Origin of the sequence: Afifella sp. YEN Y35 (genome assembly GCF_047553465.1) — a bacterium.
Taxonomy (GTDB): Bacteria; Pseudomonadota; Alphaproteobacteria; order Rhizobiales; family Afifellaceae; genus Afifella; species Afifella aestuarii.
In genome coordinates this window covers 3,506,025-3,531,437 of sequence record NZ_CP180203.1, presented here as the reverse complement: position 1 = coordinate 3,531,437, position 25,413 = coordinate 3,506,025, and the positions used below count along the sequence as shown (strand labels likewise).

Annotated in this window: 28 protein-coding genes; 13 read left to right on the top strand and 15 right to left on the bottom strand. The window is 64.5% G+C overall.

Features of this window, described 5'->3' with window-relative positions:
- Positions 1 to 199: 199 nt before the first annotated feature.
- Together ACK8CP_RS16775 and ACK8CP_RS16770 are read left to right on the top strand one after the other, a co-directional pair.
- Positions 200 to 571, top strand: coding sequence for a hypothetical protein (locus ACK8CP_RS16775; protein WP_234630278.1), 372 nt, complete (start codon positions 200 to 202; stop codon positions 569 to 571).
- A gap of 212 nt (positions 572 to 783) precedes the next feature.
- Positions 784 to 1,056, top strand: a complete 273-nt coding sequence (locus ACK8CP_RS16770; protein ID WP_234630277.1) for a hypothetical protein — start codon at positions 784 to 786, stop codon at positions 1,054 to 1,056.
- A 132-nt stretch (positions 1,057 to 1,188) separates the two neighbouring features.
- Here ACK8CP_RS16770 and leuC read toward each other — a convergent pair whose 3' ends face one another.
- Both leuC and ACK8CP_RS16760 read right to left on the bottom strand, forming a co-directional pair.
- Entirely contained in the window at positions 1,189 to 2,595 is a 1,407-nt protein-coding gene (gene leuC / locus ACK8CP_RS16765; protein ID WP_414832567.1) for a 3-isopropylmalate dehydratase large subunit, read from the bottom strand.
- 42 nt (positions 2,596 to 2,637) lie between these two features.
- Positions 2,638 to 2,796, bottom strand: a complete 159-nt coding sequence (locus ACK8CP_RS16760) for a hypothetical protein (RefSeq protein WP_234630275.1) — start codon at positions 2,794 to 2,796, stop codon at positions 2,638 to 2,640.
- 207 nt (positions 2,797 to 3,003) lie between these two features.
- On the opposite strand from ACK8CP_RS16760, the gene ACK8CP_RS16755 reads away from it, so the two are divergent.
- Positions 3,004 to 3,756: a phosphodiester glycosidase family protein gene (locus ACK8CP_RS16755; RefSeq protein ID WP_414832566.1), complete on the top strand. Its 753-nt coding sequence runs from the start codon at positions 3,004 to 3,006 to the stop codon at positions 3,754 to 3,756.
- An 87-nt stretch (positions 3,757 to 3,843) separates the two neighbouring features.
- On the opposite strand, the gene ACK8CP_RS16750 is transcribed toward ACK8CP_RS16755, so the two are convergent.
- From ACK8CP_RS16750 to rplS, 6 genes are all read right to left on the bottom strand, one after another.
- Positions 3,844 to 4,575, bottom strand: coding sequence for an ABC transporter ATP-binding protein (locus ACK8CP_RS16750; protein WP_234630394.1), 732 nt, complete (start codon positions 4,573 to 4,575; stop codon positions 3,844 to 3,846).
- A 98-nt stretch (positions 4,576 to 4,673) separates the two neighbouring features.
- The gene (locus ACK8CP_RS16745) at positions 4,674 to 5,432 is read right to left on the bottom strand and encodes an ABC transporter ATP-binding protein (RefSeq protein ID WP_092813511.1); all 759 of its coding nucleotides are present in this window, start codon (positions 5,430 to 5,432) and stop codon (positions 4,674 to 4,676) included.
- Positions 5,433 to 5,443: 11 nt separating this feature from the next.
- Positions 5,444 to 6,577: a branched-chain amino acid ABC transporter permease gene (locus tag ACK8CP_RS16740; RefSeq protein WP_370642440.1), complete on the bottom strand. Its 1,134-nt coding sequence runs from the start codon at positions 6,575 to 6,577 to the stop codon at positions 5,444 to 5,446.
- 107 nt (positions 6,578 to 6,684) lie between these two features.
- On the bottom strand, positions 6,685 to 7,701 hold the full coding sequence (locus ACK8CP_RS16735) for a branched-chain amino acid ABC transporter permease (RefSeq protein WP_414832565.1): 1,017 nt from the start codon (positions 7,699 to 7,701) through the stop codon (positions 6,685 to 6,687).
- Between the two features lie 95 nt (positions 7,702 to 7,796).
- Positions 7,797 to 9,149, bottom strand: coding sequence for a substrate-binding protein (locus ACK8CP_RS16730; protein WP_234630272.1), 1,353 nt, complete (start codon positions 9,147 to 9,149; stop codon positions 7,797 to 7,799).
- Positions 9,150 to 9,415: 266 nt separating this feature from the next.
- On the bottom strand, positions 9,416 to 9,880 hold the full coding sequence (gene rplS, locus ACK8CP_RS16725) for a 50S ribosomal protein L19 (RefSeq protein WP_234630271.1): 465 nt from the start codon (positions 9,878 to 9,880) through the stop codon (positions 9,416 to 9,418).
- A 331-nt stretch (positions 9,881 to 10,211) separates the two neighbouring features.
- Between rplS and ACK8CP_RS16720 the strand changes: the two genes are divergently transcribed.
- Entirely contained in the window at positions 10,212 to 10,961 is a 750-nt protein-coding gene (locus ACK8CP_RS16720) for a sulfite exporter TauE/SafE family protein (RefSeq protein ID WP_414832564.1), read from the top strand.
- On the opposite strand, the gene trmD is transcribed toward ACK8CP_RS16720, so the two are convergent.
- From trmD to ACK8CP_RS16690, 6 genes are all read right to left on the bottom strand, one after another.
- Positions 10,943 to 11,647 (bottom strand): tRNA (guanosine(37)-N1)-methyltransferase TrmD, encoded by a 705-nt coding sequence (trmD, locus tag ACK8CP_RS16715; protein ID WP_414832563.1) that lies wholly within the window; start codon positions 11,645 to 11,647, stop codon positions 10,943 to 10,945. The genes ACK8CP_RS16720 and trmD overlap by 19 nt on opposite strands.
- 12 nt (positions 11,648 to 11,659) lie before the next feature.
- Positions 11,660 to 11,959, bottom strand: coding sequence for a putative quinol monooxygenase (locus ACK8CP_RS16710; protein ID WP_234630268.1), 300 nt, complete (start codon positions 11,957 to 11,959; stop codon positions 11,660 to 11,662).
- Positions 11,956 to 12,588, bottom strand: coding sequence for a ribosome maturation factor RimM (gene rimM / locus ACK8CP_RS16705; protein ID WP_414832562.1), 633 nt, complete (start codon positions 12,586 to 12,588; stop codon positions 11,956 to 11,958). Before rimM ends, ACK8CP_RS16710 begins: the two co-directional genes overlap by 4 nt.
- Positions 12,589 to 12,621: 33 nt before the next feature.
- Positions 12,622 to 13,005, bottom strand: coding sequence for a 30S ribosomal protein S16 (rpsP, locus tag ACK8CP_RS16700; protein ID WP_128290684.1), 384 nt, complete (start codon positions 13,003 to 13,005; stop codon positions 12,622 to 12,624).
- Positions 13,006 to 13,029: 24 nt separating this feature from the next.
- Positions 13,030 to 14,550 (bottom strand): signal recognition particle protein, encoded by a 1,521-nt coding sequence (gene ffh / locus ACK8CP_RS16695; RefSeq protein WP_414832561.1) that lies wholly within the window; start codon positions 14,548 to 14,550, stop codon positions 13,030 to 13,032.
- A 148-nt stretch (positions 14,551 to 14,698) separates the two neighbouring features.
- The gene (locus ACK8CP_RS16690) at positions 14,699 to 15,664 is read right to left on the bottom strand and encodes a LysR substrate-binding domain-containing protein (RefSeq protein ID WP_234630265.1); all 966 of its coding nucleotides are present in this window, start codon (positions 15,662 to 15,664) and stop codon (positions 14,699 to 14,701) included.
- A gap of 109 nt (positions 15,665 to 15,773) precedes the next feature.
- Between ACK8CP_RS16690 and ACK8CP_RS16685 the strand changes: the two genes are divergently transcribed.
- From ACK8CP_RS16685 to ACK8CP_RS16645, 9 genes are all read left to right on the top strand, one after another.
- Positions 15,774 to 16,805, top strand: coding sequence for an ABC transporter substrate-binding protein (locus ACK8CP_RS16685; protein WP_234630264.1), 1,032 nt, complete (start codon positions 15,774 to 15,776; stop codon positions 16,803 to 16,805).
- Between the two features lie 71 nt (positions 16,806 to 16,876).
- On the top strand, positions 16,877 to 17,941 hold the full coding sequence (locus tag ACK8CP_RS16680) for an ABC transporter ATP-binding protein (protein ID WP_234630263.1): 1,065 nt from the start codon (positions 16,877 to 16,879) through the stop codon (positions 17,939 to 17,941).
- A complete protein-coding gene (locus ACK8CP_RS16675) occupies positions 17,938 to 18,798 on the top strand; it encodes an ABC transporter permease (protein WP_234630262.1) in 861 nt (286 codons plus the stop codon). Before ACK8CP_RS16680 ends, ACK8CP_RS16675 begins: the two co-directional genes overlap by 4 nt.
- Positions 18,795 to 19,595 (top strand): ABC transporter permease, encoded by an 801-nt coding sequence (locus tag ACK8CP_RS16670; RefSeq protein WP_414832560.1) that lies wholly within the window; start codon positions 18,795 to 18,797, stop codon positions 19,593 to 19,595. Before ACK8CP_RS16675 ends, ACK8CP_RS16670 begins: the two co-directional genes overlap by 4 nt.
- The gene (locus ACK8CP_RS16665) at positions 19,592 to 20,701 is read left to right on the top strand and encodes an NAD(P)/FAD-dependent oxidoreductase (protein ID WP_414832559.1); all 1,110 of its coding nucleotides are present in this window, start codon (positions 19,592 to 19,594) and stop codon (positions 20,699 to 20,701) included. Before ACK8CP_RS16670 ends, ACK8CP_RS16665 begins: the two co-directional genes overlap by 4 nt.
- Positions 20,685 to 20,981, top strand: coding sequence for a (2Fe-2S)-binding protein (locus ACK8CP_RS16660; RefSeq protein WP_414832558.1), 297 nt, complete (start codon positions 20,685 to 20,687; stop codon positions 20,979 to 20,981). The genes ACK8CP_RS16665 and ACK8CP_RS16660 overlap by 17 nt, the downstream gene beginning before the upstream one ends.
- A complete protein-coding gene (locus ACK8CP_RS16655) occupies positions 20,981 to 22,405 on the top strand; it encodes an NAD(P)/FAD-dependent oxidoreductase (RefSeq protein WP_414832557.1) in 1,425 nt (474 codons plus the stop codon). The genes ACK8CP_RS16660 and ACK8CP_RS16655 overlap by 1 nt, the downstream gene beginning before the upstream one ends.
- On the top strand, positions 22,383 to 23,537 hold the full coding sequence (locus ACK8CP_RS16650) for an NAD(P)/FAD-dependent oxidoreductase (RefSeq protein ID WP_414832556.1): 1,155 nt from the start codon (positions 22,383 to 22,385) through the stop codon (positions 23,535 to 23,537). The genes ACK8CP_RS16655 and ACK8CP_RS16650 overlap by 23 nt, the downstream gene beginning before the upstream one ends.
- A 40-nt stretch (positions 23,538 to 23,577) precedes the next feature.
- The gene (locus ACK8CP_RS16645; protein ID WP_414832555.1) at positions 23,578 to 23,922 is read left to right on the top strand and encodes a RidA family protein; all 345 of its coding nucleotides are present in this window, start codon (positions 23,578 to 23,580) and stop codon (positions 23,920 to 23,922) included.
- Positions 23,923 to 24,066: 144 nt separating this feature from the next.
- On the opposite strand, the gene ACK8CP_RS16640 is transcribed toward ACK8CP_RS16645, so the two are convergent.
- The gene (locus ACK8CP_RS16640) at positions 24,067 to 25,356 is read right to left on the bottom strand and encodes a YihY/virulence factor BrkB family protein (protein WP_414832554.1); all 1,290 of its coding nucleotides are present in this window, start codon (positions 25,354 to 25,356) and stop codon (positions 24,067 to 24,069) included.
- Positions 25,357 to 25,413 lie beyond the last annotated feature (57 nt).

Here is a 25,413-nt window from a genome sequence, read left to right as displayed (position 1 = left end):
CGCGCCCGAACTTGCGTTTAGCTCTTAAGTTCCAAACACTTAGCCGACTCACCGATCACAATTATTTCAGCGAACCGTCGCCCGAGCTCGACGTTGTTTCGCCGAGGCAACGCCAACATCGCCTCTCCCGCGCCGTCTGATCCTTCATGCGATCGAGCGGCGGGGAACTCCCACGAGAGGCAAATCAAGGAGATATCCTATGACCTTTGCGAAACTCACCGCTGTTTCCATGACCGCCATGATGGTGGGCGTGAGCGCCGCCAACGCCGAGATGATCCTGCGCAAGGACGCTCAGGACAACAAGGTGATCGTCAACACCGACACCGAGCAGGAAGCCCGCATCTATGGCCCGGGCGAGACCTCCGGCGAACGTCCGGAGACCTGCGAGACCGGCAATTACTACACGATGATGGACAACGACCGCGAGGTCTACGTGTCCTGCGACGACGACAAGACGATGTATTCCTCTGCCATGCATTCGACCTCTTCGGACGGCAACATGGCCAGCAAGGAAAGCCAGGACGAGCCGCTGGAGCCGTATGCTCCGGGCACCGAAGGCACCAACAACTAAGCTCTCGTCGGCAGAGCTTTAAGAGTCTTCCCGCAATTTGCGGGTGACGGCAGGCGGGGCTGCGGCCCCGCCTGTTTTTTGCGTGAGCGCTTGCGAAAAGCGGCTCACCCGAAGAGGACCGCCCACCCGTCTGCTTCCGCGGGACGCCCCCCAATTCCCGGGGAACCGGAGCCAATCGCACCTGTTTTCTCAAGAACCCAGAGGAGACAGAGATGAGCGAAGCGCACAAATTGACGCGCCACGAAGACATCAAGAAGTGGGTCGAAGAGCGCGGCGGCAAACCTGCGATGGTGTCGGCGACGGCCACGGAGGGCGACGGCGTCGGCGTGCTCCGGATCGATTTCGGCGAACCTGAGGAGGGCCTGGAGCCGATCACCTGGGAGACCTGGTTCGAAACCTTCGAGGGCGGCAATCTGGCGCTTCTCGTCCAGAACGAGACGGCCGGCGGCCGCACCAGCCGCTTCAACAAGATCGTGCATCGCTGAGCCCTCGGCGCACCATCCGAAAATCTCAACGAAACGAAAAATTCCCAACGAAAAAGGGCCGCCCGAGGGACGGCCCTTTCAGTATTCAGATCCCTGAGAGTTCAGGGTGAGCAGTTCTCAATAGCCCGAGATTCAGTGGCCCCAATCGCGCACGTCGACGAAGCGCCCGGCGATCGCCGCCGCGGCCGCCATCGCCGGCGACACGAGATGCGTGCGGCCCTTGAAACCCTGCCGTCCCTCGAAATTGCGGTTCGAGGTGGAGGCGCAGCGCTCTTCCGGGGCGAGCTTGTCGGCATTCATGGCAAGGCACATGGAACAGCCCGGCTCGCGCCATTCGAAGCCCGCGGCGAGGAAGATCTTGTCGAGGCCTTCCGCTTCCGCCTGCGCCTTCACGAGGCCCGATCCCGGCACCACCATGGCGTTGACGCTCTCGGCGACCTTGCGGCCTTCCGCGACCTTGGCGGCCGCCCTGAGATCCTCGATGCGGCCATTGGTGCACGAGCCGATGAAGACGCGGTCGAGCGCGATGTCGGTCATCGTCGTGCCCGGCGTCAGCCCCATATATTTGAGCGCCCGCCACTTCGAGGCGCGCTTGTTCTCATCGGCGATGTCGTCCGGGTTCGGCACCGCGCCGAGAACCGAGATGACATCTTCGGGCGATGACCCCCAGGTCACGATCGGCGGCAGATTGGCCGCGTCGAGCCGGACTTCCCGATCGAAATGCGCCCCCTCGTCGGAAGGCAGGCTCTCCCAATAGGCCTTCGCCATGTCCCAGGCCGAACCCTTCGGGGCCCGCGGCCGGTCGGCGATATAGGCATAGGTGATCTCGTCGGGGGCGATCATGCCGGCGCGGGCACCACCCTCGATCGACATGTTGCACACCGTCATGCGGCCTTCCATCGACAGCGAGCGGATCGCCTCGCCGGCATATTCGATGACATGGCCGGTGCCGCCGGCCGTGCCGATCTCGCCGATGATCGCGAGGATGATGTCCTTCGCCGTCACGCCGTCCGGCAGCTTGCCGTCGACGGTGACGCGCATGTTCTTCGCCTTCGACTGGATGAGCGTCTGGGTGGCGAGCACATGCTCCACTTCGGACGTGCCGATGCCGTGCGCGAGCGCCCCGAAGGCGCCATGCGTCGAGGTATGGCTGTCGCCGCATACGATCGTCATGCCGGGCAGCGTAAAACCCTGCTCCGGCCCGATGATGTGGACGATGCCCTGCCGCATATCGAGTTCGTTGTAATATTCGATGCCGAAATCGGCGGCGTTCGTGGCGAGCGTGTCGACCTGCAGCGCCGATTCCGGATCGTCGATGCCTTTCGAGCGGTCGGTCGTCGGCACGTTGTGATCGACGACGGCGAGCGTCTTGTCCGGCGCATGCACCTTGCGCCCGGCGATCCTGAGGCCCTCGAAGGCCTGGGGGCTCGTCACTTCGTGCACGAGATGACGGTCGATATAGAGGAGGCAGGTGCCGTCGGGTTGGCGGTCGACCAGATGGTCGCCCCAGATTTTGTCGTAAAGCGTTCTCGGTTTCATGGGTCTACTCGGTTGTGATCGCAAAAAGGGGAAAGGGCGCCGTCAGGCGCTCGTAAGCGATCCGTCGGAGGCGAAGAGACGCGCAAAAAACCGCCAGGGCAGACGCGCATGGTCGTCGATCGCCGCAAAAGCGTGCGTGGAATGGAAGATGGCCCCGACCGCTCCGCGCGACCCGGCCTTGGGCGTTTCGTTCGACGACATGGCGCTGCATATAGCAACTTGGCCCGCTCCTCTCAATTCTTTCATCCCGCACAATTGCGTAAGTTTGCTCATCGCCTTGCGCGTGAGGGGCAGACCGCCCTTCGCCTCGTGCCGCCCCTTCGCATCGTCTGGGCTCTTCGCGCCGTGCCGGCCCGTCTTCGCAACGTGTCGGGATGACTTCGCCGCCCGTCCGGGCTAACCGGAGGCATGCGCAGATTTATGTCCCTGCTTCTTGCGGGCCTCACCATTCCCTCCGCCCTTCTCGGCCCGGCCTTTGCCGCCGGCCAGAATTGCGAGGTGACGCGCGACGGCGAACGCTCCTATGCCGTCTGCCGCTTCGATCCCGCAACCGACGACGTCCGGCTTTATCTCAACGACGCGGCGGGCAAGCCCTATGGCTCGTTCCGGGCGCTGAAATCGGCGCTCGAGAGCGAGGGAAAGCGTCTCGTCTTCGCCATGAACGGCGGCATGTATCACGAGGATTTCTCGCCGGTCGGCCTTTATGTCGAAGACGGCCGTACGGTGAAGAGCGCCAACACCAACAAGGGCCCCGGCAATTTCCACATGCTACCGAACGGCATCTTCTGGATCGGCGGCGGCAAGGCGGGGGTTCTGGAGACGGAGGCCTATCTGCGCCGCAAGCCGCCGGCGGATTTCGCCACCCAGTCCGGCCCGATGCTCCTCATCGACGGCAAGCGCCATCCGCGTTTCCTGAAGGACAGCGACAGCGCCAAGAAACGCAACGGCGTCTGCGTCACCAAAAAGGGCGAGATCGTTTTCGCGGTCTCCGAAGGCCCGGTGACGTTCTGGGAGTTTTCAGGCTTCTTCAAGGACCGAATCGGCTGCGACAACGCTCTCTTCCTCGACGGCTCGATTTCGAGCCTCTACGCCCCCGAGCTGCGCCGCGCCGACGGTTTCTTCCCCCTCGGCCCGATCATCGCCGTGACGGCAGAGAGGTAGACGGCCGAAAAGCGGACGGCCGAAAAATAGCGGAAAAAACAGGCGGCCGCCGGTGACAACCCGCGGCCGCCCGGATCGCCGGGCCGGTCACACCGCCAGATATTCGTGCCTGAGATCCTCGTTTTCGAGGACCTCCTTCGCCGTCCCCTCATAGACCACCTCGCCCATGTCGAGGATCATCGCCCGGTCGGCGAGCTGCAGGGCGGCGACGGCGTTCTGTTCCACGATCACCGTGGTGATGCCGATCTCCTTGATCTCGGCGACGATCTTTTCGATCTCGCGCACGATCACCGGCGCGAGCCCCTCATAGGGCTCGTCGAGGAGCAGAAGCTTCAGATCGCGCACCAGCGCGCGGGCGACCGCCAGCATCTGCTGTTCGCCGCCCGACATCGTCGTGGCTTCCTGGTTGCGCCGCTCGGCAAGCCGCGGAAAACGCTCGTAGACCTCTTCGATTTCCCAGCCGCGCGGCTCTTCGATGCGGGCGAGGACGAGGTTTTCTTCCACCGTCAGCCCCGGAATGATGCGCCGGTCCTCCGGCACCAGCACGACGCCGGCCCGCGCCGCCTGATAGTCGACCATCTTGTGCAGCGCCTGATCCTTGAGCCAGATCTCGCCCTGCCTGAGTTCCGGATTGCCGGCACGCGCGATGGTGCGCAAGGTCGAGGTCTTGCCGGCGCCGTTGCGCCCGAGAAGGGCGAGCACTTCCCTCTCCTGGATGGAGAAGCTGACGCCCTGCACGATATAGCTCTCGCCGTAATAGGCATGCAGATCGCGGCAGGAGAAGAAGGCGCCTTCTTCGTAGCCGGTCCTGTCGATCATCTTCGTCTGGGCGGTGCCCGGCGCCTGCGGGTTCGCAGCCGTCGACGCCTGCGGATCGATCGGGGTCGCCTCGCTTGTCCCGGTCATCATGGCGTTCATCAATGCGCTCCTCCCAGATAGGCTTCCTGCACGCGCGGGCTGCCGCGCACTTCGTCGGGCGTTCCCTCGGCGATGATCTTGCCCTGCGCCAGAACCGAGATGCGGTCGGCGAGCGAGAACACGACATGCATGTCGTGCTCGATGATCACCTTGGTCATGCCGCGCTCCTTGATCTGCTTGAGAAGATCGATGGTGCGGTTGGTGTCGTGCCGCGACATGCCCGCCGTCGGCTCGTCGAGAAGCAGAAGCTTCGGATGCTGGATGAGGCACATGGCGAGTTCCAGCCGGCGTTTGTCGCCGCGCGACAGGCTGGAGGCGAGCTTGGCGTAGAACTGCAGAAGCCCGACATCCTCCAGAAGTTTTTCCGCCTCGTCGCGCAGATCCGTCTCCTTTTCGAGCGAGGAGAGCGCGCTCATGCGGAACGTGCCGTCGCGCTTGGCGAAGGCCGGCACCATGACGTTCTGCAGAAGCGAGAGATCGGGAAAGATCTCCGGCGTCTGGAACACGCGCGCCACGCCGAGCTGGTTGATCTCGTAGGGCGGCCGCCCGGTGATGAGATGCCCATCGAAGGTGACGGTGCCGGAATCGGGCGGCAGCCGCCCGATGCACACATTGAGAAGCGTCGATTTGCCGGCACCGTTCGGCCCGATGATGGCGTGGGTTTTGCCCTTCTCCACCTGGAGCTCGATGTCGGTGAGGGCGCGGAGGCCCCCAAAGCTCTTTTGTACTTCCGACACATGCAGGACTGCGTTGTTCATCTGTCAGCCTTTCACTCTGCAGCCTGCAGATCGGTCTGCGTCTTCGATCCGCGACCATGCCCGCGCAGGAAGCGGTAGGTCCGCCGGATACCTTCCATGATGCCGCCGGGCAGGAAGATGACGATCACCATGAAGAGGAGGCCGAGCGTCAGATGCCATCCCTCGCCGACGAAGGGGCTCAGAATAGTGACGACGAATTCCTGGACGCTGTGCGGCAGGAAGGAGAAGGCCGAGGCGAGCGCGCTGTCGTTCAGGGCCGAGAAGATGTTCTCGAAATATTTGATGATGGCCGCCCCGAGGATCGGTCCGGAAATGGTGCCGGCCCCGCCGAGAATGGTCATCAGCACGACCTCGCCCGAGGCCGTCCACTGCATGCGCTCCGCCCCGGCCAGCGGATCGGTGATGGCGAGAAGCGCGCCGGCAAGCCCCGCATACATGCCGGAGATGATGAAGATCGTCAGCATGTAGGGACGCGGGTTGAAGCCCGTATAGATCATGCGGTTCTGGTTCGATTTGATGGCCCGCAGCATCATGCCGTAGGGCGAGCGCATGATCCGAAGCGCGATGTAGAAGGCGATGATGAGAAGCACCGCGCACAGATAGAAGCCCGGATAGCCGACCATCCGCTCGCCGAAGAGCGTGCCGAGAAGCACGCCCTGGTGCTCGGCCCCGAAGGCGGCATCGAGATAGCGCGGATCGTCGCGCAAGACGCGCAGGCCGGTCTCGCCATTGGTGATCGGCGTCAGGACCGAATAGGCGAGATTGTAGCACATCTGGGCGAGCGCCAGCGTCAGGATCGAGAAGTAGATGCCCGACCGTCTGAGGCTGATGAAGCCGATGACGACGGCGAGCACACCGGCGATCAGCATCGCGAAGAGGACCGCCGGAATGATGTTCATGGTGAAGAGCTTGAACGACCACACCGCCGCATAGGAGCCGACGCCGAGAAAGGCGGCATGCCCGAAGGAGAGGTAGCCCGTCAGGCCGAAGAGCAGATTGAAGCCGAGCGCGAAGATGCCGTAGATCGCGAACTTCTGCATGAGGTCCGGATAGGCGGCGCCGAGCGGCTGCAGCCACCAGGGCATGGTGAGAACGACGAGCGTGAAGGCGACGATGGCGATCCAGTCCTTGTCGACCGGCGTCATCGGCTTCGTTTCCGGCCCCCGCGGCGGCAATTGCCGGGTGGAGACTTCGAAATCCGGATCGGAAATCGCGGCCTTGCGGATTTTTTGGATGACTTTCTTGACCATGCTTAGGTCTCCAAGATCCCGGAGCGGCCCATCAAACCGCGCGGGCGCACCAAGAGGATCACGACGGCGACGAGATAGATGATGATCTGATCGATGCCCGGCAGGATCGATTTCACCTCCGTCATGGAGGCAAAGGATTGCAGGATGCCGAGAAGGAAGCCTGCCGCGACCGCGCCGCCGAGCGATCCCATGCCGCCGACCACGACGACGACGAAGGAGATCACCAGAAAGTCCATGCCGAGATGGTAGTTGGGCGCGAGAATCGGCGCGTACATCGCACCGGCGAGGCCTGCGACGATCGCCGCCAGCGCGAAGACGATGATGAAGCGCTTTTCGATGTCGATGCCGAGAAGTCCGACCGTCTCGCGGTCGCGCATGCCCGCCCGGACCGTCATGCCGAAGGTGGTGAGCTGCAGGAAGGCGAAGACGGCGGCAAGAATGACGAGAGAGAAGCCGAGATAGACGAGGCGCCACCAGGGATAGGAGATCGCCGGGCCGAGGCCGAACCATTCGCCGATGGAGGCGGAGCCGGCCACGGCGGGCGGCGCCGGCACAGGCACAGGGTTGGCGCCGAAGATCGCCTTGATGATCTCCTGCAGCACGATCGCGAGGCCGAAAGTGACGAGGATCTGCTCGGCATGGCTGCGCTTGTAGAAATGCCGGATGAGGCCGCGCTCCATGACGACGCCGACGAGAAGCATCAGCGGGATCGTCAGGAGGATCGAAAGCGGCACCGAATAATCGATGATGATCCGCCCCGTATCGCCGAGCCAGCTCTCCAGATACGGGACTTCCTTATAGGCTTCGAAGAAGGTGATGCTCTCGTCGCGAACCCGCGTCGACAGGGTCAGAAGCTTCTGCATGGTCACGGCGCAAAAAGCGCCGAGCATGAAAAGCGCCCCATGGGCGAAGTTGACGACACCGAGCGTCCCGAAGACGAGCGTCAGGCCGAGCGCGATGAGCGCATAGGCGGCGCCTTTGTCGAGACCGTTCAAAATTTGAAGAATAAGCGCGTCCATATCCCCTCCAACCCGCTCGCAAAGCGGGTCGATCAGGCATCAACGGGGGGAGGAAGCCGACCGCACGACGGCGGTCGGCACCGGTTGCTTGGGCCTTAGCAGCCCTGGACCTCGTAGGGGCCGAGCTCGCCGCCGAAGATCGACGGGTCGTAGGTCACCTGTTCGGTCGGCACCACTTCGACGACTTCCAGGATGTCGAACTGGTTGGAGGGGTTTTCCTTGCCCTTCACGACGAGCACCGGCTTGAAGCACTGGTGGTCTTCGGCGCGATAGAGCGTCTTGCCGTTGCCGAGGCCCTCGAATTCGAAGCCTTCCAGCGCCTTGATCACCGCCGGCGGCGTGAACTCGCCCGCCGTCTCGCAGGCATTGGCGTAGAGGATCGTCTGGGCGTAGCAGGTCTGCGCCGCCTGCGACGGCGGCTGGCCGTATTCCTGGCCGAACGACTTGGCAAAGGCCTTGGTGCCCTCGTTGTCGAGCTGCCAGTTCCAGTTGGCGGTGCCGAGGATGCCCTTCACCGCCTCGCCGGCGCCCATCGCCATCAACTCGGAATAGAGCGGCACGACGATCTGGAAGTCTTTGCCGTTCACCTGCTTCTCGCGCATGCCGAACTGCACCGCCTGGCGCAGCGAGTTCACCATGTCGGAACCGTAATGGTTGAGGATCAACACGTCGGCGCCGGAATTCAGGACCGGCGTCAGATACTGCGAGAAATCGCCGGCACCGAGCGGCGTGCGCACGGTCTGCACCGTCTCCCAGCCGAGCTTCTCGGTGGCGTCCTTGATCGATTCTTCCTGCGTCCAGCCCCAGGTGTAATCGGCGGTCAGGTGATAGGCCTTGCGGTCCTTGCCGTATTCCTGGGCGAGGATCGGGCCGAGCGCCTGGCCGGACATGTAGGCGTTGAAGAAGTGGCGGAAGCCGTAGCGGCGCTTGTCCTTGCCGGTCGTGTCGTTGGAATGCGTGAGGCCGGCCATGAAGATGACGCCGGTTTCCTGGCACAGCGACTGCACCGCGACCGCGACGCCCGACGAGGAACCGCCGGAGATCATCAGGGCGCCGTCCTTCTCGATCATGCGCTTGGCCGACGCACGGGCGGCATCCGATTTCGTCTGCGTGTCGCCCGATACATAGGCGACCTTCTTGCCGAGAATGCCGTTGCCCTTGAGGTTCGACGGCTTGAAAGTGTTGAGGGCGCCACCGTCGCCTTCACCGTTCAAATGCTTGACGGCGAGCTGGAAGGCCTTGAGTTCATCGAGGCCTTCATCGGCATAAGGGCCGGTCTGCGGCACGTTGAAACCGAGCGTGACTGTGTCGCCCGTCGGCATGTTGCAGTATTCGGCCGCATACGCACCCTTGATGAAGAAATGCGGGGCGGCGAGTACGGTCGCGCCTGCAGCGGAGGCCTTGAGGAGGCTGCGGCGAGACAGACTCGTCCTATCGTTGGTGCTCATGAGCGTTCATTCCTCCAGTATATTTTTCAATTCGTTGGCGGCGGACCGCATTCGGGCGACGCTGGTTCGCCATGCGTTTCGGTATAGGTCCCATGCACCCATCGCAATACTACTTTCGATGGTCCGCGCCGCTCCAACAAGGCTCGGTTGCACTGCCGCAAAATTTTCTGAAGGACAAACGTTCGATCGCGCAAATAAAAAGGCGCCCCGCAGGGCGCCTTTAAAACGTTTCGGCCCGCCCGAACGGGCGGGAATAAAGCTCAGAGTCAGCCTTCGGCGTTTTCTGCCTTGGCGGCTTCCTTCGCTTCCTTGACGGCTGCGCGCTCGGCGGCTGCGATTTCTCGCGCCTCGTCGTTCAAGCGCTTGGCGCGCACGCGCGCATCTTCGGCGATACGTGCCGACTTGCCGCGACGGCCGCGCAGATAATAGAGCTTCGCGCGCCGGACCTTGCCGCGCCGCACAACTTCGAGCTTTTCGATCAGCGGAGAATAGACCGGAAAGACGCGCTCCACGCCCTCGCCGTACGAGATCTTCCGCACCGTGAAGCTCTCGTGAAGACCGCCGCCGGAGCGCGCGATAACGACGCCCTCATAGGCCTGCAGACGGGTGCGGTTGCCGTCCGTCACACGCACATGTACGCGGACCGTGTCGCCCGCCTCGAACTCCGGAATGACACGCCGATCGACGATCGTCGCCATCTCCGCCTGCTCGATCTCTTGGATCGCGTTCATTTCTCAAACCTCTTCGTCGCGCGCTGGTTTGTCTCGACGTGTCGTTTCACGACGAAACGACCGTTGCGCGGCTTTGTTTCGCACATCGGATCGGAAGTTGGCGGCCATATACACGCTCTCGCGCCTCATGTCGACGCCCCCGGCATGCAAAAACGACGCTGCGGCGAGACTCTGCGGCGCCGGCACGCCCTGCTGACACGTTTCATCTCTCGTCACAATGGCGGACTTGCCTTTTGCGCTCCGGCGCAGACAGGTTTAGGACGTCCGCCGCCGACAAACGGCCATCCATCGCCCCGAAACGCCTTCGAACCGTCACGACGAAACCTGCGCCATGTCCCTTCTCGACATTCTTCTGCTCGTCCTCGCCGGTTTCGTCTCCGGTGCCATCAATGCGGTTGCCGGTGGCGGCACCTTCATCGCCTTCGGCGCGCTCACCCTCGTCGGCGTCCCGCCGATCACGGCCAACGCCACGACCTCCATCACCCAGTTCCCGGGCTATGTGACGTCGACGCTCGCCTATCGGCGCGAACTGCGAAAAATCGGCCGCGCCTCCTTTCCCTACCTCATCGTCTCCGTCTTCGGCGGGCTCATCGGCGCGCTGGTGCTTCTGGCGCTCGACAATCCGCAATTTCGCGCCATGGTGCCCTGGCTTTTGATCGCCGCCACCTCGCTCTTTGCCGCCGGGCCGCGCGTCACACGCGCCTTGCGGGCGCGCGATCTGCATTCCCCTCCCTGGCTCGCCTGGCTGATCCAGTTCGTCGTGGCGATCTATGGCGGCTTCTTCGGCGCCGGCATGGGCATCATGATGCTCGCCTCGCTCGGCCTCACCGAGGGCGACGATTTTCACCGCATCAATGCCATCAAGACGCTTTTGTCGGTGGTGATCGCCGTCATCGCCATCGCCGTCTTCGTCCAAGGGGGCATCGTCGATTGGAGCGCCGGGTCGGTGATGCTCGTCGCCGTCGCGCTCGGCGGCTATCTCGGCGTCGCCGCGGCACGCAAATTCCCGCAGACCTATGTCCGCGGCTTCGTCATCGCGGTCGGCCTCGTCCTCACCGTCTATTATTTCGTGACGGGCTGAGCGGGTCTCTCCAAGAGATCCGGCCGTCTCTCGCGCGTCAGCCTGAGCGCCTCCGCACGCCGCCATTCGGCGACCTTGCCGTGATGGCCCGAGGTCAGAACCTCCGGGATCTCGCGCCCCTCGAATTCCTGCGGCCGCGTATATTGCGGATATTCCAGAAGCCCGTTTTCAAAACTCTCTTCAGAGGCCGATTCCGCCTTGCCCATGACGCCGGGCAGAAGCCGTACGACGGCGTCGAGAAGGGCAAGTGCTGCAATCTCGCCGCCCGAGAGAACGAAATCGCCGATCGACACCTCTTCGAGGCCCCGCGCCTCGATCACGCGTTCGTCGATCCCCTCGAACCGCCCGCAGACGATGACGAGGCCGGGGCCTTGGGCCCAATCCTTCACCATCTGCTGCGTCAGGGGGCGTCCGCGCGGGCTCATCAGAAGGCGCGGGCGCGGGTCGCCGTCCGGTGCGGCGGCATCGATCGCCGCCGCCATCACGTCGGCGCGCATCACCATGCCCGGCCCGCCGCCGGCCGGCGTGTCGTCGACCATGCGGTGCGTGCCGATGCCGTGCTCGCGGATCTGCCGCGCCTCCAGCTCAAAGCGCCCGGCCTCGAGCGCCCGCCCGGCCAGCGAGATGCCGAGCGGCCCCGGAAACATTTCGGGAAAGAGCGTCAGAACGCTCGCCTTGAAGCTCATTCCGGACCGGTCCTAGACCGGCTCGCCGTCATCGGCGGCATAGGCTTTGACGCTTCGCCCTGAGACACCGATCGCCGACAGCGCCTGGCGCCACTCGGCCATATGCGCGGTCTTGAAATGCGCCGCGAGCGCCTCGCGGCTTTCCCATTTCTCGAAGACGCGCACGAGCCCCGCCACGTCGAGATCGAAGGCGAAGGTGTAGAGGAGGCAGCCCGCCTCCTGCCGCGTCGCGGCCATCACCTTCTGCGCCGCCGGCAGAAAGGCGTCGCGCTGGTCCTCGGGAATGCGAAATTCGCCGGCAACGATGATCATGCTCTGTCCTCTTCCGCCGGGCTTTCGCCTGCGTTCTCTGTCTGCGGGGCTTCGTCCTGCGCGTCGTCTTCTCGCACATCTTCGCGCGCCGCGTCGTCTTCCCGCACTTCGATCTCGGCAGGCAGGTCGACGACGATGCGCCCGCCGGCAAGATCCATGGAGGGAACCACCTCGCGCGTGAAGGAGACGAGCAGGCTCTCGCCCCGCTCGGGCTTCACCTCGAGGATATCGCCGCCGCCGAAATCGTGCACGGCGACGACCCGCCCGAGCGGCGAACCGTCGGGCGCCTCGGCCGCAAGGCCGATGAGATCGGCGTAATAGAACTCGTCTTCGTCAGGCGCGGGCAGCGCCGCGCGCGCGACGAAGAGCATCGTGCCGTTGAGCGCCTCGGCCGCATTGCGGTCCGACACGCCCTTGAACCGGGCGACGACCATGTCGCCCTTGTCGGCACGCAGCTCCTTGACGGAAAAGCTCCGCCCGTCCGACGCAAAAAGCGGCGAATAATCGGCGAGCGCCAGGGGATCCGCGGTGAAGGTTTTCACCCGCACCTCGCCTCTGACGCCATGCGCCCGGCCGATCTTTGCGACGATGAGGCGGTCTCCCGCCGCACGATCTTGCGAAACCGCCATCGGCCCGTCCTGCCGCACCGGCAAAGCGGCGGATTACTCCGCCGCTTCCTCGGCCGGCGCCTCGGCGGCAGCCTTCGCCTCTTCTTCGGCCTGGCGGCGCAGCTCGAGGCGCTCCTTGGCTTTGGCGCCGAGCTCGGCCTTCTTCGGGTTGTTGCGCGCCGGACGCTTGGCAAGGCCGGCCGCGTCGAGGAAGCGCAGCACGCGGTCGGTCGGCTGGGCGCCCTGCGACAGCCAGTATTCGACGCGCTCGGTGTTGAGCACGACGCGCTCGGCATGATCCTTCGGCAGAAGCGGATTGTAGGTGCCGACACGCTCGATGTAGCGGCCGTCGCGCGGGGAGCGCTCGTCAGCGGCCACGACCCGGTAGAACGGGCGCTTCTTGCTGCCGCCGCGGGACAATCTCAGTTTCACAGTCATTTCAGTCTTCCTTGCGTTTGAACCTTATTTCTTCTTGCCGCGGCCAAGACCGGGAAGCCCCGGCAGACCGCCTATCCCGCCTCCCATTCCTGGAAGGCCCGGCAATCCTTTGGGCAGGCCGCCCGGCATGCCGCCGAGACCGCCCGGAAGCCCGCCAGGCATGCCGCCCGGCAAACCGCCCTTCTGCATCTCTTCCAGCATCGCCGGATCGGGCTGCGCGCCCCCGAAGAGACCGGCCATCTTCTTGTTGCGGCCGAGCTTCTTCATCATGTCCGACATCTGCCGGTGCATCTTGAGGAGCTTGTTGACGTCCTGCACCTCGACGCCGGAGCCCGCCGCCACGCGCTTCTTGCGGCTCGCATTCATCACCGCCGGCTTCTGCCGCTCCTGGCGCGTCATCGACGAGATGATGGCGAGCTGGCGTTTCACGACGCTGTCGTCGATACCGGCCGCAGCCACCTGCTTCTTCATTTTGCCGATGCCCGGCATCATGCTCATGATGCCCGACATGCCGCCGATCTTTTCCATCTGACGAAGCTGTTCGGCGAAATCCTCGAGGTCGAACTCGCCCTTCTTCATCTTCTGGGCGGTCTTGAGGGCCTTCTCCTGGTCGATCTGCTCCGACGCCCGCTCGACGAGCGAGACGATGTCGCCCATGCCGAGAATGCGGTCGGCGATGCGCGAGGGATGGAAGGCCTCGATCGCGTCGATCTTTTCGCCGGTCCCGATGAGCTTGATCGGCTTGCCGGTGACGGCGCGCATGGAAAGCGCCGCACCGCCGCGTCCGTCGCCGTCGATACGGGTGAGGACGATGCCCGTCACCGCGCAGCGCTCGTTGAAGGAGCGCGCCACATTGACGGCGTCCTGGCCGGTGAGCGCGTCGGCGACGAGGAGGATTTCATGCGGATTGGAAGCCCGCTTCACCTCCTCCATCTCGATCATCAGGGGCTCGTCGATATGCGTGCGGCCCGCCGTATCGAGCATGAGCACGTCGTAGCCGCCGAGGCGAGCCGCATTCTGCGCCCGCTTGGCGATGTCGACCGGCCCCTGCCCTTCGATGATCGGCAAGGTCGCGACGCCGATCTGTTCGCCCAGCACCTTGAGCTGCTCCTGCGCCGCCGGCCGGCGGGTGTCGAGCGAGGCCATCAAGACCTTCTTCTTCTCCCGCTCCGACAGGCGCTTGGCGATCTTCGCCGTCGAGGTCGTCTTACCCGAGCCCTGCAGGCCGACCATCATGATGGCGACGGGCGGCGCGGCGTGAAGATTGATCTCCGAGGCTTCCTCGCCCAGCATCTCGACGAGCTGGTCGTGGACGATCTTGACGACCATCTGCCCCGGCTTGACGGAGCGCACGACTTCGGCGCCGACGGCACGCTCGCGCACCTTCTCGGTGAAGGCGCGCACCACTTCGAGCGCGACGTCCGCTTCCAGAAGGGCACGCCGCACCTCTCGCAGCGCTTCCGAGACGTCCTTCTCGGAAAGTGCTCCGCGGCCGGTGATCTTGTCGAAGATGCCTGAAAGGCGATCTGATAGGGTATCGAACATGGCGCGTCTCGAGCGTTCAATGCAAATTGCATCCGCGGGCGAACCTTCGCTGGCGGATGGTGACCTCCGGAATCCCGTTCCGGTCGGCGGGTCGTAAATCTGGCTCTTTTATAGAGTGTCGCTCACCTAAGCGGCAGCGCGCCACAAGTCAAGGATGCGCCGCGCCCGCAAACCGCGAATCGGCGCCCCGGTCGCGGCCGAGCGTGCCGTGCAGTTCCGCCTCCAGCTCCTCCACCGCGCTCCGGATCTCGTCCATCAGCTCGAGCGCCAGCTGCGACAGCTCCTGATAGGTGGAAGTCAAAAGCCAGGTCGTCATGGCGATCGGCTCGGTGAGCGGGCGGAACACGACCTCCGGAAAGCTCGCCTCGAAAGACACGAGCGAGGGCACGATCGCCACCCCGCATCCGGCCGCGACCATGCTGCAGGCCGCATCCGCCATCTGCACTTCCGCCGCCGGCCGCATCGCCAGCCCCGCACGCTGAAACGCCTCGTCGATGAGCGGATAGGAAAGATCGTCCCGCCCGAGCGCCACGAGACGCTCCCCGGCGATGCTTTCAAGCGAGATCGCCGCCTTGCGCGCCAGAGGATGCTCGCGGCGCAGGGCGCAGATCATCGAGATGTTGGTGAACGGCTCGCAATGCAGCGCCGGATTGCTCGTCGGCACGAGCGAGATGCCGAAATCCGCCGCACGCGTGATCATCGAATTCTCGACGCTGCGCGACGTGCGCGTGAAGAGGGAGAGAAGCACGTCGGGGCGGTCGCACAAGAGCTCGCCCACCTTGCGCGGAATGAGCCGCATGCTCATCGCCGGAAAGGCGACGATGGAGATCTCGCCGCGCTGCAATTCGCGGATGGCGCGCGCCGCCTCGTGCACACGCGTCAGCCCCTGCTCGAGCTTGGAGGTCTCGACGAACAATTGCCGGGCCTCCGGCGTCGGCACGACGCGGCCCTTGGTGCGGGTGAAGAGCGGCAGATCGCAGGCCACTTCGAAGGCGTGCAGCAACTTGCTCACGGCCGGCTGGCTGACGAACAATCCTTCCGCCGCTTTGGTCACGGACCCGGCCTTCATGACGGCGTTGAAGGCTTCGACCTGCCGGATATTGGGCTTCGCCAAGGCGCACCTCATAACCTTTGGGAATGAGGTGTACATATAATCTCATTTGAAACACCCGGAAAACGCCCATTCAATGATCATGTCTCAAAAGAATACAGAGGGGTTCTCAATGAAACCGGTCATCATGGCGCTTGCGGCCGCAAGCTCCCTCCTAGCCGTTCAGACCGCCCAGGCGAAGGATACCCTCGTCGTCGGCGGCTATGGCGGCTCTTTCGAAACCTTGATGAAGGAAGTCGTCTTCCCCGAATTTGAGAAGACGCATGACGTGACGATCCAGTTCGTCGCCGGCAATTCCACCGAAAACCTCGCACGCCTGCAGGCGCAGAAGGGCAATCAGGAGCTCGACGTCGTCATTCTCGACGACGGCCCGATGTATCAGGCGGACGCCCTCGGCTTCTGCGCCCCGATGAGCAAGGCGGCGGTCTTCGACGACGTCTACGATCTCGCCAAGCTCGGCCCCAATTCCATCGGCGTCGGCTTCGTCGCCACCGGCTTCACCTACAACACCGAATGGTTCGAGCGCGAAGGCTGGGATCCCCCCGCAAGCTGGGAAGACCTGAAGGATCCGAAATACGAAGGCATCCTGTCGATCCCGCCGATCACCAACACCTATGGCCTGCACACCCTCATCATGATGGCGCGGCTCAACGGCGGCGGCGAGAAGGACATCGATCCGGGCTTTGAGGCGATGGCCGACGACGTCGCGCCGAACGTGCTCGTCTTCGAGCCGTCCTCCGGCAAGATGTCGGAGCTCTTCCAGTCGCAGGAAATCGCCCTGTCGATCTGGGGTTCGGGCCGCACCAAGTCGCTCGCCGATACGGGCTTCCCGGCGAAATTCGCCTACCCGAAGGAAGGCGCAGTCGCCCTCATGCTCGCCGCCTGCCCGGTCGTCGACAGCAATGTCTCCGAGGTCGCCAACGAGTTCATCCAATATCTCCTGACGCCGGAGATCCAGGTGAAGCTCGCCGACGTCATGGGCTCCGGCCCGGTCAACCGCAAAGCGGAGCTGACCGAAGAGCAGGCCTCCTTCCTGCCTTATGGTCCTGAGCAGATCGAAAGCCTGGTCGCCGTCGACTGGGATACGATCAACCCGAACCGCGAAGAGTGGACCAAGCGCTGGGCGCGCGAGGTCGAGCGCTGAGTTGAACGGCATTGCGGGAGTGCTCGGCACTCCCGCCTTCGCCCCCACCTGCCGGCTTTGCGAGTTCACAGATGCCTTTCCTTCAGCTTAGCGGCCTGACCAAGCGCTTCGGCGATGTCGTGGCCGTCGAAGATTTTTCGCTCGCCGTCGAGAAAGGCGAGTTCGTCTCCCTCCTCGGTCCCTCCGGCTGCGGCAAGACCACGACGCTGCAGATGATCGCCGGCTTCGAGCAGCCGACCTCCGGACACATCATGCTCAACGGCCGCCATCTGGAAGAGGTGCCGGCGCGCAACCGCGGTCTCGGCATCGTCTTCCAGACCTATGCGCTCTTCCCGCATATGACGGTGGAAGAGAACGTCGCCTTCGGCCTGGAGATGCGCGGCATCGACAAGAAGGAGCGTGCGCGCAAGGTCGCCGGAGCGCTGGAGCTCGTGCAGCTTGCCCATCTCGCCAAACGCTATCCCCGGGCGATGTCCGGCGGCCAGCGCCAGCGTGTGGCGCTCGCCCGTGCCCTCGTCATCGAGCCGGAACTCCTTCTCCTCGACGAACCGCTCTCCAATCTCGACGCCAAGCTGCGCGAGGAAATGCAGCTCGAACTCCGCCGCATCCAGCAGGAAGCGGGCGTGACGACGCTTCTCGTCACCCACGACCAGAACGAGGCAATGGCGCTCTCCGACCGTGTCGCGGTCATGCATCACGGCCGCCTGATGCAGGAAGAGACGCCCTTCCACGTCTACGAAAACCCGAAATCCTCCTTCATCTCGACCTTCCTCGGCAAGACCAACAGCCTTGCCGCCACGCTGAAGACGACGAATGACGAAGGCTCCGCTCTCGACTGCAACGGCATGGAGCTTGCCGGTCCGCCCGCCCATCTGAGGCCCGGCCCGATCACCGTCTCCCTGCGCCCGGAACGCATCGAGATCGTCGCAGAGGGCGAAGCCGTCGTCTCAGGCCCGGTGATCGAGCGCATTTTCCTCGGCGACCAGTGGCTCTTCCGCATCGAGACGCCGCTCGGACCTCTCCTCGTCGTGCGCCGCAACCGCGGCCAGCGCGAGCCGGAACACGGCGAGACCGTGCATCTCGCCTGGACGCCCCATCATCTGCGCCTCCTGCCGAAGGAGGATGGCGCGGCATGACACGTCAAGCGAAATCCAGACCCTGGATCTTGAGCGCCCCGGCGCTCCTGCTCTTTCTCGTTTTGCTGCTGGTGCCGCTGGTGATGACCTTCATCCTCAGCTTTCACAGCTTCTCCTTTTATGGCGGCATCACCCCGACCTTCTCGCTGGAGAATTACGTCGAGGTCCTGAGCGACGGCTATTTCTACGAGATTTTCGGGCGCACCTTCGCGATCGCGCTCGCCACCACGCTCATCTGTGCCGCGATCGGTCTGCCGCAGGCCTATTTCCTGTCGCGCATGCACCCGTTCTGGCGCTCCGTGATGCTCCTCGTCGTGCTTGGCCCGCTCCTCATTTCCGTCGTGGTGAGGACGCTGGGCTGGGCGATCCTTCTCGGCAACAAGGGCGTCATCAACGACGCCTTGCGCGATCTCGGCCTCATCACCTCGCCGATCCGCATGATGTACACCTCGGGCGGCATCGTCCTCGCCCTCGTCCATGTCATGGTGCCGTTCATGATCCTCGCCATCTGGGCCGCCCTCCAGCGCACCGATCCGGCGACGGAAAGTGCCGCGGAATCGCTCGGCGCCCGGCCCTGGACCATCTTCCGCAGGATCGTCCTGCCGCAGGCGATGCCTGGCATCCTGTCGGGCTCCCTCATCGTCTTTTCGCTGTCGGCGAGCGCCTTCGCCACGCCGGCCATCCTCGGCGGCCGCCGCGTCAAGGTCGTTTCCACCACCGTCTATGACGAGTTCCTGAACACCTTGAACTGGCCGCTCGGCGCGGCGATCGCGATCCTTCTTCTGGTCTCGGTGCTCGCCATCATGGTCGGCTGGAACCGGCTCGTCGAACGCCGTTTTGCGGGGGTCTTCGAATGAGACACAACGGCCTCTTCGCCAAAGGTTTCAGCGTTCTTTTCGCGACCTTCATGCTGGCGCCGCTCGTCGTCGTCATCGGCGTCTCCTTCACGCCGGAAGGCTTTCTGGAGTTTCCGCCGAGCGGCCTGTCGCTGCGCTGGTTCCGGGCGATCCTCGACAATCCCGACTTCATCGAAGCGGCCTGGATCAGCCTCCAGCTCGGCGTCGCCTCCGCGACCGTCTCCTCCGTCTTCGCCGTCCCGGCGGCGCTCGCCATCGGCCGCGGCCGCTTTCCGGGCCGCGACGTGCTTCAGGCCTTCTTCCTGTCGCCTTTGACGGTGCCGACCGTGGTTCTCGGCATCGCCTTCCTGCGCTTTCTCAGCTTCCTCAACGCCAACGGCACCTTCGTCGGGCTGATGCTCTGCCATGCGATCATCATCATGCCCTTCATTCTGCGTCTCGTTCTCGCCTCGGTGACCGGCCTCGACCGGTCGCAGGAACAGGCGGCGGTGTCGCTCGGTGCCTCCGACTGGACCGTCTTTCGCCGCGTCACCCTGCCGGCCATCATGCCGGGCGTGATCGGCGGCTGGGTCCTTGCCTTCATCACCAGCTTCGACGAACTCACCGTGACGGTGTTCATCGTCAGCCCCACCACAACGACATTGCCAGTGCGTCTCTTCTCCCACATCACGCAGACGACGGATCCTCTCGTCGCCTCAATCTCCACGGTCGCCATCCTGTTTACCGTGGGTCTCATGTTCCTCGTCGACCGCATCTACGGCCTCGATCGCCTCCTCATCGGCGAGGGCGCAAGATGAAGGCGGACACCATCGTCATCGGCGGCGGCCTCGTCGGCGCCGCCATCGCCTATGGCCTCGCCCGCGAGGGCGAAAAGGTCGATCTCCTCGACGAGGGCGACGTCGCCTTTCGCGCCTCGCGCGGCAATTTCGGCCTCGTCTGGGTGCAGACGAAGGGTCTCAAAATGCCCGAATATGCGCGCTGGACACGCCGTTCGGCGGATGTGTGGCCAGAATTTTCCGGCAACCTCCTGGAGGAGACGGGCGTCTCCACCGCCTATCACAAGCCGGGCGGCGTGCATGTCTGCGTCGATGAGGAAGAGCTTGAGGAACAGGTTAAGATCCTCAACCGCATGAACCAGGAGCATGGCGCGGAATATTACGGCGGCCGGGTTTTGAGCCGCGCCGAACTCGACTACATGCTGCCGGGCCTCGGCCCCGATGTCGTCGGCGGCACCTATTCGCCGCATGACGGCCACGCGAGCCCGCTCTATCTGATGCGCGCTCTGCATGCAGGCCTCCTGAAAAACGGCGGCCGCTATCATCCGAACGCCCGCGGCATCGAGATCGAGCGCGACGGCGGCCACTTTGCCGTGCGCACGCCGGCCGGCACCTTCACCGGCGCCAAGGTCGTCCTCGCCGCCGGCCTCGGCAATCGCGATCTGGGCGAAATGGTCGGCCTCGACATTCCCGTCGAACCGCTCAAGGGCCAGATCCTGGTGACGGAGCGCACTGCGCCTCTCTTCACCATGCCGACGCATGTCGTGCGCCAGACCGACGAAGGCTCCATCATGATCGGCGACAGCCATGAAGATGAAGGCTTCGACACCACTTCGAAGCCGCGCATCATGGCGGACATCGCCGCCCGCGCCCTGCGCGCCTTCCCGTTTCTGAAAGATCTGCGCGTCGTGCGCTCATGGGCGGCGCTGCGGGTGATGAGCCCCGACGGCCATCCGATCTATCAGCAATCCGAAACCCATCCCGGCGCCTTCAGCGTCAATTGCCATTCCGGCGTCACACTCGCCGGCGCCCATGCGATGGCGCTCGCGCCGATGATCGCCCGCGGCCGGCTCGACGACGAGATGGCCGCCTTTTCAGCAAGGAGATTCAATGTTCAAGCGCGCTGAGGAGACGGGCGCTCCCTCCCTCTCCTTCACTTTCGAAGGCAAGGCCCTGAAGGCCCGCAACGGCGACACGATCGCGGCGGCTCTTCTCGCGGCCGACGAACGCATTTTCCGCACCACGCCGGTCACCGAGACGCCCCGCGGCCCCTTCTGCCTGATGGGTGTGTGCTTCGACTGCCTCGTCGAGATCGACGGCGTGCCGAACCGCCAGGCCTGCATGGTGCAGGTCGAAGAGGGCATGCAGGTGCGCCGCCAGTCGGGCAGCGCGGAGGTGATCTCCTGATGAGCGCGACGACGAAAAACCGCTACGACGTCGCCATCATCGGCGCCGGTCCCGCCGGCATGGCCGCCGCGGTCGAAGTCACCAAGGCCGGGCTTTCCGCGATCGTTCTCGACGAACAGCCGGCACCCGGCGGCCAGATCTATCGCGGCATCGAGACGAGCGACGAGAAGCGCACAAAGGTCCTCGGCGCCGATTATGCCGCCGGCCGCGACATCGCCAAAGCCTTCCGCGCGTGCAGCGCCGAATATCTCCCCGGCGCCACCGTCTGGAACATCGACAGCGCCCTCGGCATCGACGTGTCGCTCGGCCAAGGCTCCAAGCACATCCAGGCCGGCGCCATCGTGGTGGCGACGGGTGCCATCGAGCGGCCGACGCCGATGCCGGGCTGGACGCTCCCGGGCGTCACCACGGCCGGCGCTCTGCAGATCCTCTTGAAGGCGAACGGCGTCGTCTCCGACGATGTCGTCTTCGTCGGCTCCGGTCCGCTCCTGTCGCTGATTGCCGCGCAGATGCTGAAGGCCGGCGTCAAGCCGCGCGCCATCGTGGAGACCGTGCCGCAGAGCCGCTACGTGGCCGCGCTCAAGCATCTTCCGGCAGCCCTCGGAGCCGCATCCTATCTCGTGAAGGGCATGGCGATGATGCTGTCGCTGCGCCGCGCCGGCGTGCCGATCTACCGCGATGCGACCGGAATACGCATCGAGGGCAATGGCAAGGCGGAGGCCGTGACCTTCACGAGCGGCGGCAAATCCCACCGTCTCGAAACCACCTCCGTCGCGCTCCACCAGGGCATCGTGCCGAACCAGCAGGTCACGCGCCTTCTGCGCTGCGATCACGAATGGAACAAGAGCCAGCATTGCTTCGTGCCGAAGGTCGACGAGTATTTCGAGACGACCATGGCCGACGTCTATGTGGCAGGCGACGGTGCGGGCATCGGCGGCGCGGTTGCCGCCAGGCTGCGCGGGCGCCTCGCGGGCCTCAGGATCGCGGAAAAGGCCGGTCGCGGCAACGCCCAGGAGCGCCGCTCCGTCACCGATGCGCTCATGCGCGAGGCGAAGATCCGGCCGCTTCTGGAAACCCTTTATGCGCCCTCGCCGGAAATCCTCGCCCCCGCCGACGAGACGCTCGTCTGCCGCTGCGAGGAGGTGACGGCCGGCGACATCCGAAAGGCCGTCGATCTCGGCGCGCCGGGTCCCAACCAGGTGAAATCCTTCCTGCGCAGTGGCATGGGCCCCTGTCAGGGCCGCATGTGCGGCCTCGCTGTCAGCGAGATCATCGCCAGCCGGCGCGGCGAACCGATCTCGGAGATCGGCTATTACCGCATCCGACCGCCGCTGAAGCCGCTCCTCCTGTCGGAGCTCGCAGCGCTCGAAAGCGAGGAAGCCGTTCCGGCCGATCTCGCTGATGAATCCGCAGCCGTACACTGAGGACACGACCGTGACCGGCACGCCTATGGCGGATCTCATCGTCGTCGGCGGCGGCCTGCACGGCTGCTCGGCCGCACTGCATGCCGCCAAACGCGGCCTCTCGGTGATCGTCATCGAAAAGGACAATGCCGGCCGCCATGCCTCCGGCGTCAATGCCGGCGGCGTGCGCCGTCTCGGCCGGAATTATGCCGAGGTGCCGATCTCGGTGCGCTCGATGGAAATCTGGCACCGGATCGGGGATCTCGTCGACGACGATTGCGGCTTTCAGCGCTGTCCGCAGATCAAGGTGGCGGAGACCGAAGCGGAGCTCGAAACGCTCGAAAAGCGGGCTGCCGATCTCCGCGAACTCGGCTTCACCCACGAGGTCATCGTCGATCAGCAGGAATTGCGGCGTCTCCTCCCCGCCGTCGCCCCGCATTGCGTCGGCGGGCTCGCAAGCCTCGATGACGGCTTCGCCATCCCCTACAACACGACCTTCGCCTTTCAGCGCAAGGCGCGCGCGCTCGGCGTCCAGTTCTTCGAGAAGACGCGCGTCGAGAAAGTGCGCCGCGACGGGAAGGACTGGCACGTCGAGACTTCGGCCGGCACCTTTAAGGGGCGCAATCTCCTCAATTGCGCCGGCGCCTGGGCGGGCGAAATCGCCAGACAGCTCGGCGAGCATGCCCCCATCGAGGCGATTGCGCCGATGATGATCGTGACGGCGCGCATGAAGCGCTTCTGCGATGCCGTCGTCGGCGGCTGTGGCCGCCCGCTGTCGTTCAAGCAGGCGGAAAACGGCACCGTCATCATCGGCGGCGGACGCCGCGGCTATCCCGATCCGAAGACCAACAAATCCGAGATGCGCTTCTCGCAGCTGCGCTATTCGGCGGAGACCGCGATCGGCATCTTTCCGATCATGAAGAGCGCCACCATCGTCCGCTCCTGGGCCGGCATCGAAGGCCGCATGCCCGACGACATTCCGGTCATCGGCCCCTCATCGACCCACGAAAACGCCTTCCACGCTTTCGGCTTTTCCGCCCACGGCTTCCAGCTGGGCCCGGCCGTCGGCGAGCTCATGGCGGAATTGATCGCGACCGGTCATACCAACGCCCCGATCGCACCGTTTTCCATCACCCGCTTCGCCCATTCCTGAAGCGGGCCTCACCCCCTCCAAAACCAAGCAAGGACAAACAATGATCCAGCGTCACATCCAGACGAAGATCAACCATCGCGTCGTGGAGCATAACGGCGTTCTCTATTTCGGCGGCCTCGTCGCCGACGATATGAGCAAGGACATGAAGGGGCAGACGGAAGAGATCTGCAAGAAGATCGACGATCTTCTGGCCAAGGTCGGCTCCTCCAAGGAGAAGCTCCTGACGGCGATGATCTACATTTCCGACTTTTCCCAGAAGGACGGCATGAACGAGGCCTGGCTCGCCTGGCTGCCGGCCGAGCATCTGCCGACCCGCGCCACGATCGGCGTCGCCGAACTCGGCAAGGACACCCTCATCGAGGTCGTCGTCTCCGCGGCGAAGTAAGTCCAAATCTGACGACGCGTGTCGCCGGCGACCGGCATCAGCCATCGCCTGGCGGCACGTTTGCGACGGGTTCTCGCCTTCCCCCGGCGGGAACCCCGAGCGGCTCAGCCGGCCGCTCTCTTCCTCCGAGAAATCCGTCTTCGCTCAGCGCTTGGCGGCCTGCGCCGCAGCCAGACGCAGAACCGACGCGAGAACGCTCCCGGACGCCGATCGCCGCCCGTCCTTGGCGCTCTTGCCGGCCTTTTTCTCGCTCCGGCTCCGCTTCTCCATCCCGCTTGTCTCGCGCGCATCGCGCTTTGCTGACCGTCGCTTCGCCGCCCGCCGTTTTGGCGGGGTGAGAAGGATGGCGATCAAAACGAACGGGATCCCGAGCGTGATCAATTCGCCGAAGCTGAACGGCCGGTCGCGTCCGAGCGGCTGACGCGTGCCGAAGAGGTCGATACCCGCACCGCCGCCCGACCCGTCGAGCCCCTTGCCGACCGTATCGGCCATATGCGCGCCGCGGAGCCCGATCGGCTTTTCCGGCGACAAGGTCGTGTCGCGGGCGGTCTGATGCTCCATCTCGGCGTTGAGCTCGGCGCCTGCGAGAAGCACGAACACCGACACCCAGATCCACATCATGATGCCGATCACCGCCCCGAGCGATCCGTAGGTGGCGTTGTAATCGGCGAAATTCGCGATGTACCAGGAGAACAGGATCGAGGCGGCGATCCACACCACCGCGGTGATCGTCCCGCCCCAGGTCACCCAGCGCCAGCGCGACGGCCGGCGGCTCGGCCCGTAGCGATAGAGGATGCCGATCGAAAAGGCCGCGACCAGAAGCAGGATCGGCCACCGGATCGAGGCGACCAGCCATCCCTGATGGAGGCCGAGATAGGCGAGCACGGCCGGCACCACGATCGTGGCACTCAAGAACAGGATGATGAGGATCAGAAAGCCCAGCGTGAAGGCGAGCGACACGACGTTGAGGACGAAGAAATTCCTCTTTTCCTTCTCCTCATAGGCGACGTTGAGCGCCTGAAACAGCGACTTCACGCCCTTGTTGGCACTCCACAGCGACAAAGCGAGCGTGGTCAGAAACGCGAAGCTGAGCGAGGAGGATTTCGCCGTGACGAGCCGTTCGAGCTCCTGCTGCAGGATATCCATGCCCGCCTGCGGCATCACCGCCTGCAGCGACTGCAGCTGCGAGGCGAGATTGGCGGGGTCGTTGTAGAGCCCGTAGATGGAAACGAGCGCACCGAGCGCCGGAAAGGCGGCGAGAAGCAGATAGAAGGTGACGCCGCCCGCCACGAGCGAAACGCGGTCCTCGCCGATCTCCTGGCTCACGCGCCAGAAAATGTCTTTCCAGCCCAGAAACGGGATCTGCGTCGGCTGGCGGGCATCGCGGCCGCGCGGATCGCGGGCATGCTGGCTGTGTGGTCTGTCGTTGTTCATGAATCCCTTGGCCGAATAATCGGCGGCCGGGGCGTTGGTTCCGCCCAATGGGCCGCA

Bases quoted from the DNA above. Each gene is read 5' to 3' on its own strand.
- rimM (WP_414832562.1), bottom strand. From the start codon at position 12,588: ATGGCGGTTTCGCAAGATCGTGCGGCGGGAGACCGCCTCATCGTCGCA.
- ACK8CP_RS16730 (WP_234630272.1), bottom strand. From the start codon at position 9,149: ATGAGCACCAACGATAGGACGAGTCTGTCTCGCCGCAGCCTCCTCAAG.
- ACK8CP_RS16675 (WP_234630262.1), top strand. From the start codon at position 17,938: ATGACACGTCAAGCGAAATCCAGACCCTGGATCTTGAGCGCCCCGGCG.
- ACK8CP_RS16640 (WP_414832554.1), bottom strand. From the start codon at position 25,356: ATGAACAACGACAGACCACACAGCCAGCATGCCCGCGATCCGCGCGGC.
- ACK8CP_RS16660 (WP_414832558.1), top strand. From the start codon at position 20,685: ATGTTCAAGCGCGCTGAGGAGACGGGCGCTCCCTCCCTCTCCTTCACT.
- ACK8CP_RS16665 (WP_414832559.1), top strand. From the start codon at position 19,592: ATGAAGGCGGACACCATCGTCATCGGCGGCGGCCTCGTCGGCGCCGCC.
- ACK8CP_RS16680 (WP_234630263.1), top strand. From the start codon at position 16,877: ATGCCTTTCCTTCAGCTTAGCGGCCTGACCAAGCGCTTCGGCGATGTC.
- ffh (WP_414832561.1), bottom strand. From the start codon at position 14,550: ATGTTCGATACCCTATCAGATCGCCTTTCAGGCATCTTCGACAAGATC.
- ACK8CP_RS16775 (WP_234630278.1), top strand. From the start codon at position 200: ATGACCTTTGCGAAACTCACCGCTGTTTCCATGACCGCCATGATGGTG.
- ACK8CP_RS16740 (WP_370642440.1), bottom strand. From the start codon at position 6,577: ATGACGCCGGTCGACAAGGACTGGATCGCCATCGTCGCCTTCACGCTC.
- ACK8CP_RS16770 (WP_234630277.1), top strand. From the start codon at position 784: ATGAGCGAAGCGCACAAATTGACGCGCCACGAAGACATCAAGAAGTGG.
- ACK8CP_RS16645 (WP_414832555.1), top strand. From the start codon at position 23,578: ATGATCCAGCGTCACATCCAGACGAAGATCAACCATCGCGTCGTGGAG.
- ACK8CP_RS16745 (WP_092813511.1), bottom strand. From the start codon at position 5,432: ATGAACAACGCAGTCCTGCATGTGTCGGAAGTACAAAAGAGCTTTGGG.
- rpsP (WP_128290684.1), bottom strand. From the start codon at position 13,005: ATGACTGTGAAACTGAGATTGTCCCGCGGCGGCAGCAAGAAGCGCCCG.
- ACK8CP_RS16760 (WP_234630275.1), bottom strand. From the start codon at position 2,796: ATGTCGTCGAACGAAACGCCCAAGGCCGGGTCGCGCGGAGCGGTCGGG.
- ACK8CP_RS16750 (WP_234630394.1), bottom strand. From the start codon at position 4,575: ATGATCGACAGGACCGGCTACGAAGAAGGCGCCTTCTTCTCCTGCCGC.
- ACK8CP_RS16670 (WP_414832560.1), top strand. From the start codon at position 18,795: ATGAGACACAACGGCCTCTTCGCCAAAGGTTTCAGCGTTCTTTTCGCG.
- leuC (WP_414832567.1), bottom strand. From the start codon at position 2,595: ATGAAACCGAGAACGCTTTACGACAAAATCTGGGGCGACCATCTGGTC.
- ACK8CP_RS16685 (WP_234630264.1), top strand. From the start codon at position 15,774: ATGAAACCGGTCATCATGGCGCTTGCGGCCGCAAGCTCCCTCCTAGCC.
- trmD (WP_414832563.1), bottom strand. From the start codon at position 11,647: ATGAGCTTCAAGGCGAGCGTTCTGACGCTCTTTCCCGAAATGTTTCCG.
- ACK8CP_RS16655 (WP_414832557.1), top strand. From the start codon at position 20,981: ATGAGCGCGACGACGAAAAACCGCTACGACGTCGCCATCATCGGCGCC.
- ACK8CP_RS16710 (WP_234630268.1), bottom strand. From the start codon at position 11,959: ATGATCATCGTTGCCGGCGAATTTCGCATTCCCGAGGACCAGCGCGAC.
- ACK8CP_RS16720 (WP_414832564.1), top strand. From the start codon at position 10,212: ATGTCCCTTCTCGACATTCTTCTGCTCGTCCTCGCCGGTTTCGTCTCC.
- ACK8CP_RS16735 (WP_414832565.1), bottom strand. From the start codon at position 7,701: ATGGACGCGCTTATTCTTCAAATTTTGAACGGTCTCGACAAAGGCGCC.
- ACK8CP_RS16650 (WP_414832556.1), top strand. From the start codon at position 22,383: ATGAATCCGCAGCCGTACACTGAGGACACGACCGTGACCGGCACGCCT.
- ACK8CP_RS16755 (WP_414832566.1), top strand. From the start codon at position 3,004: ATGCGCAGATTTATGTCCCTGCTTCTTGCGGGCCTCACCATTCCCTCC.
- rplS (WP_234630271.1), bottom strand. From the start codon at position 9,880: ATGAACGCGATCCAAGAGATCGAGCAGGCGGAGATGGCGACGATCGTC.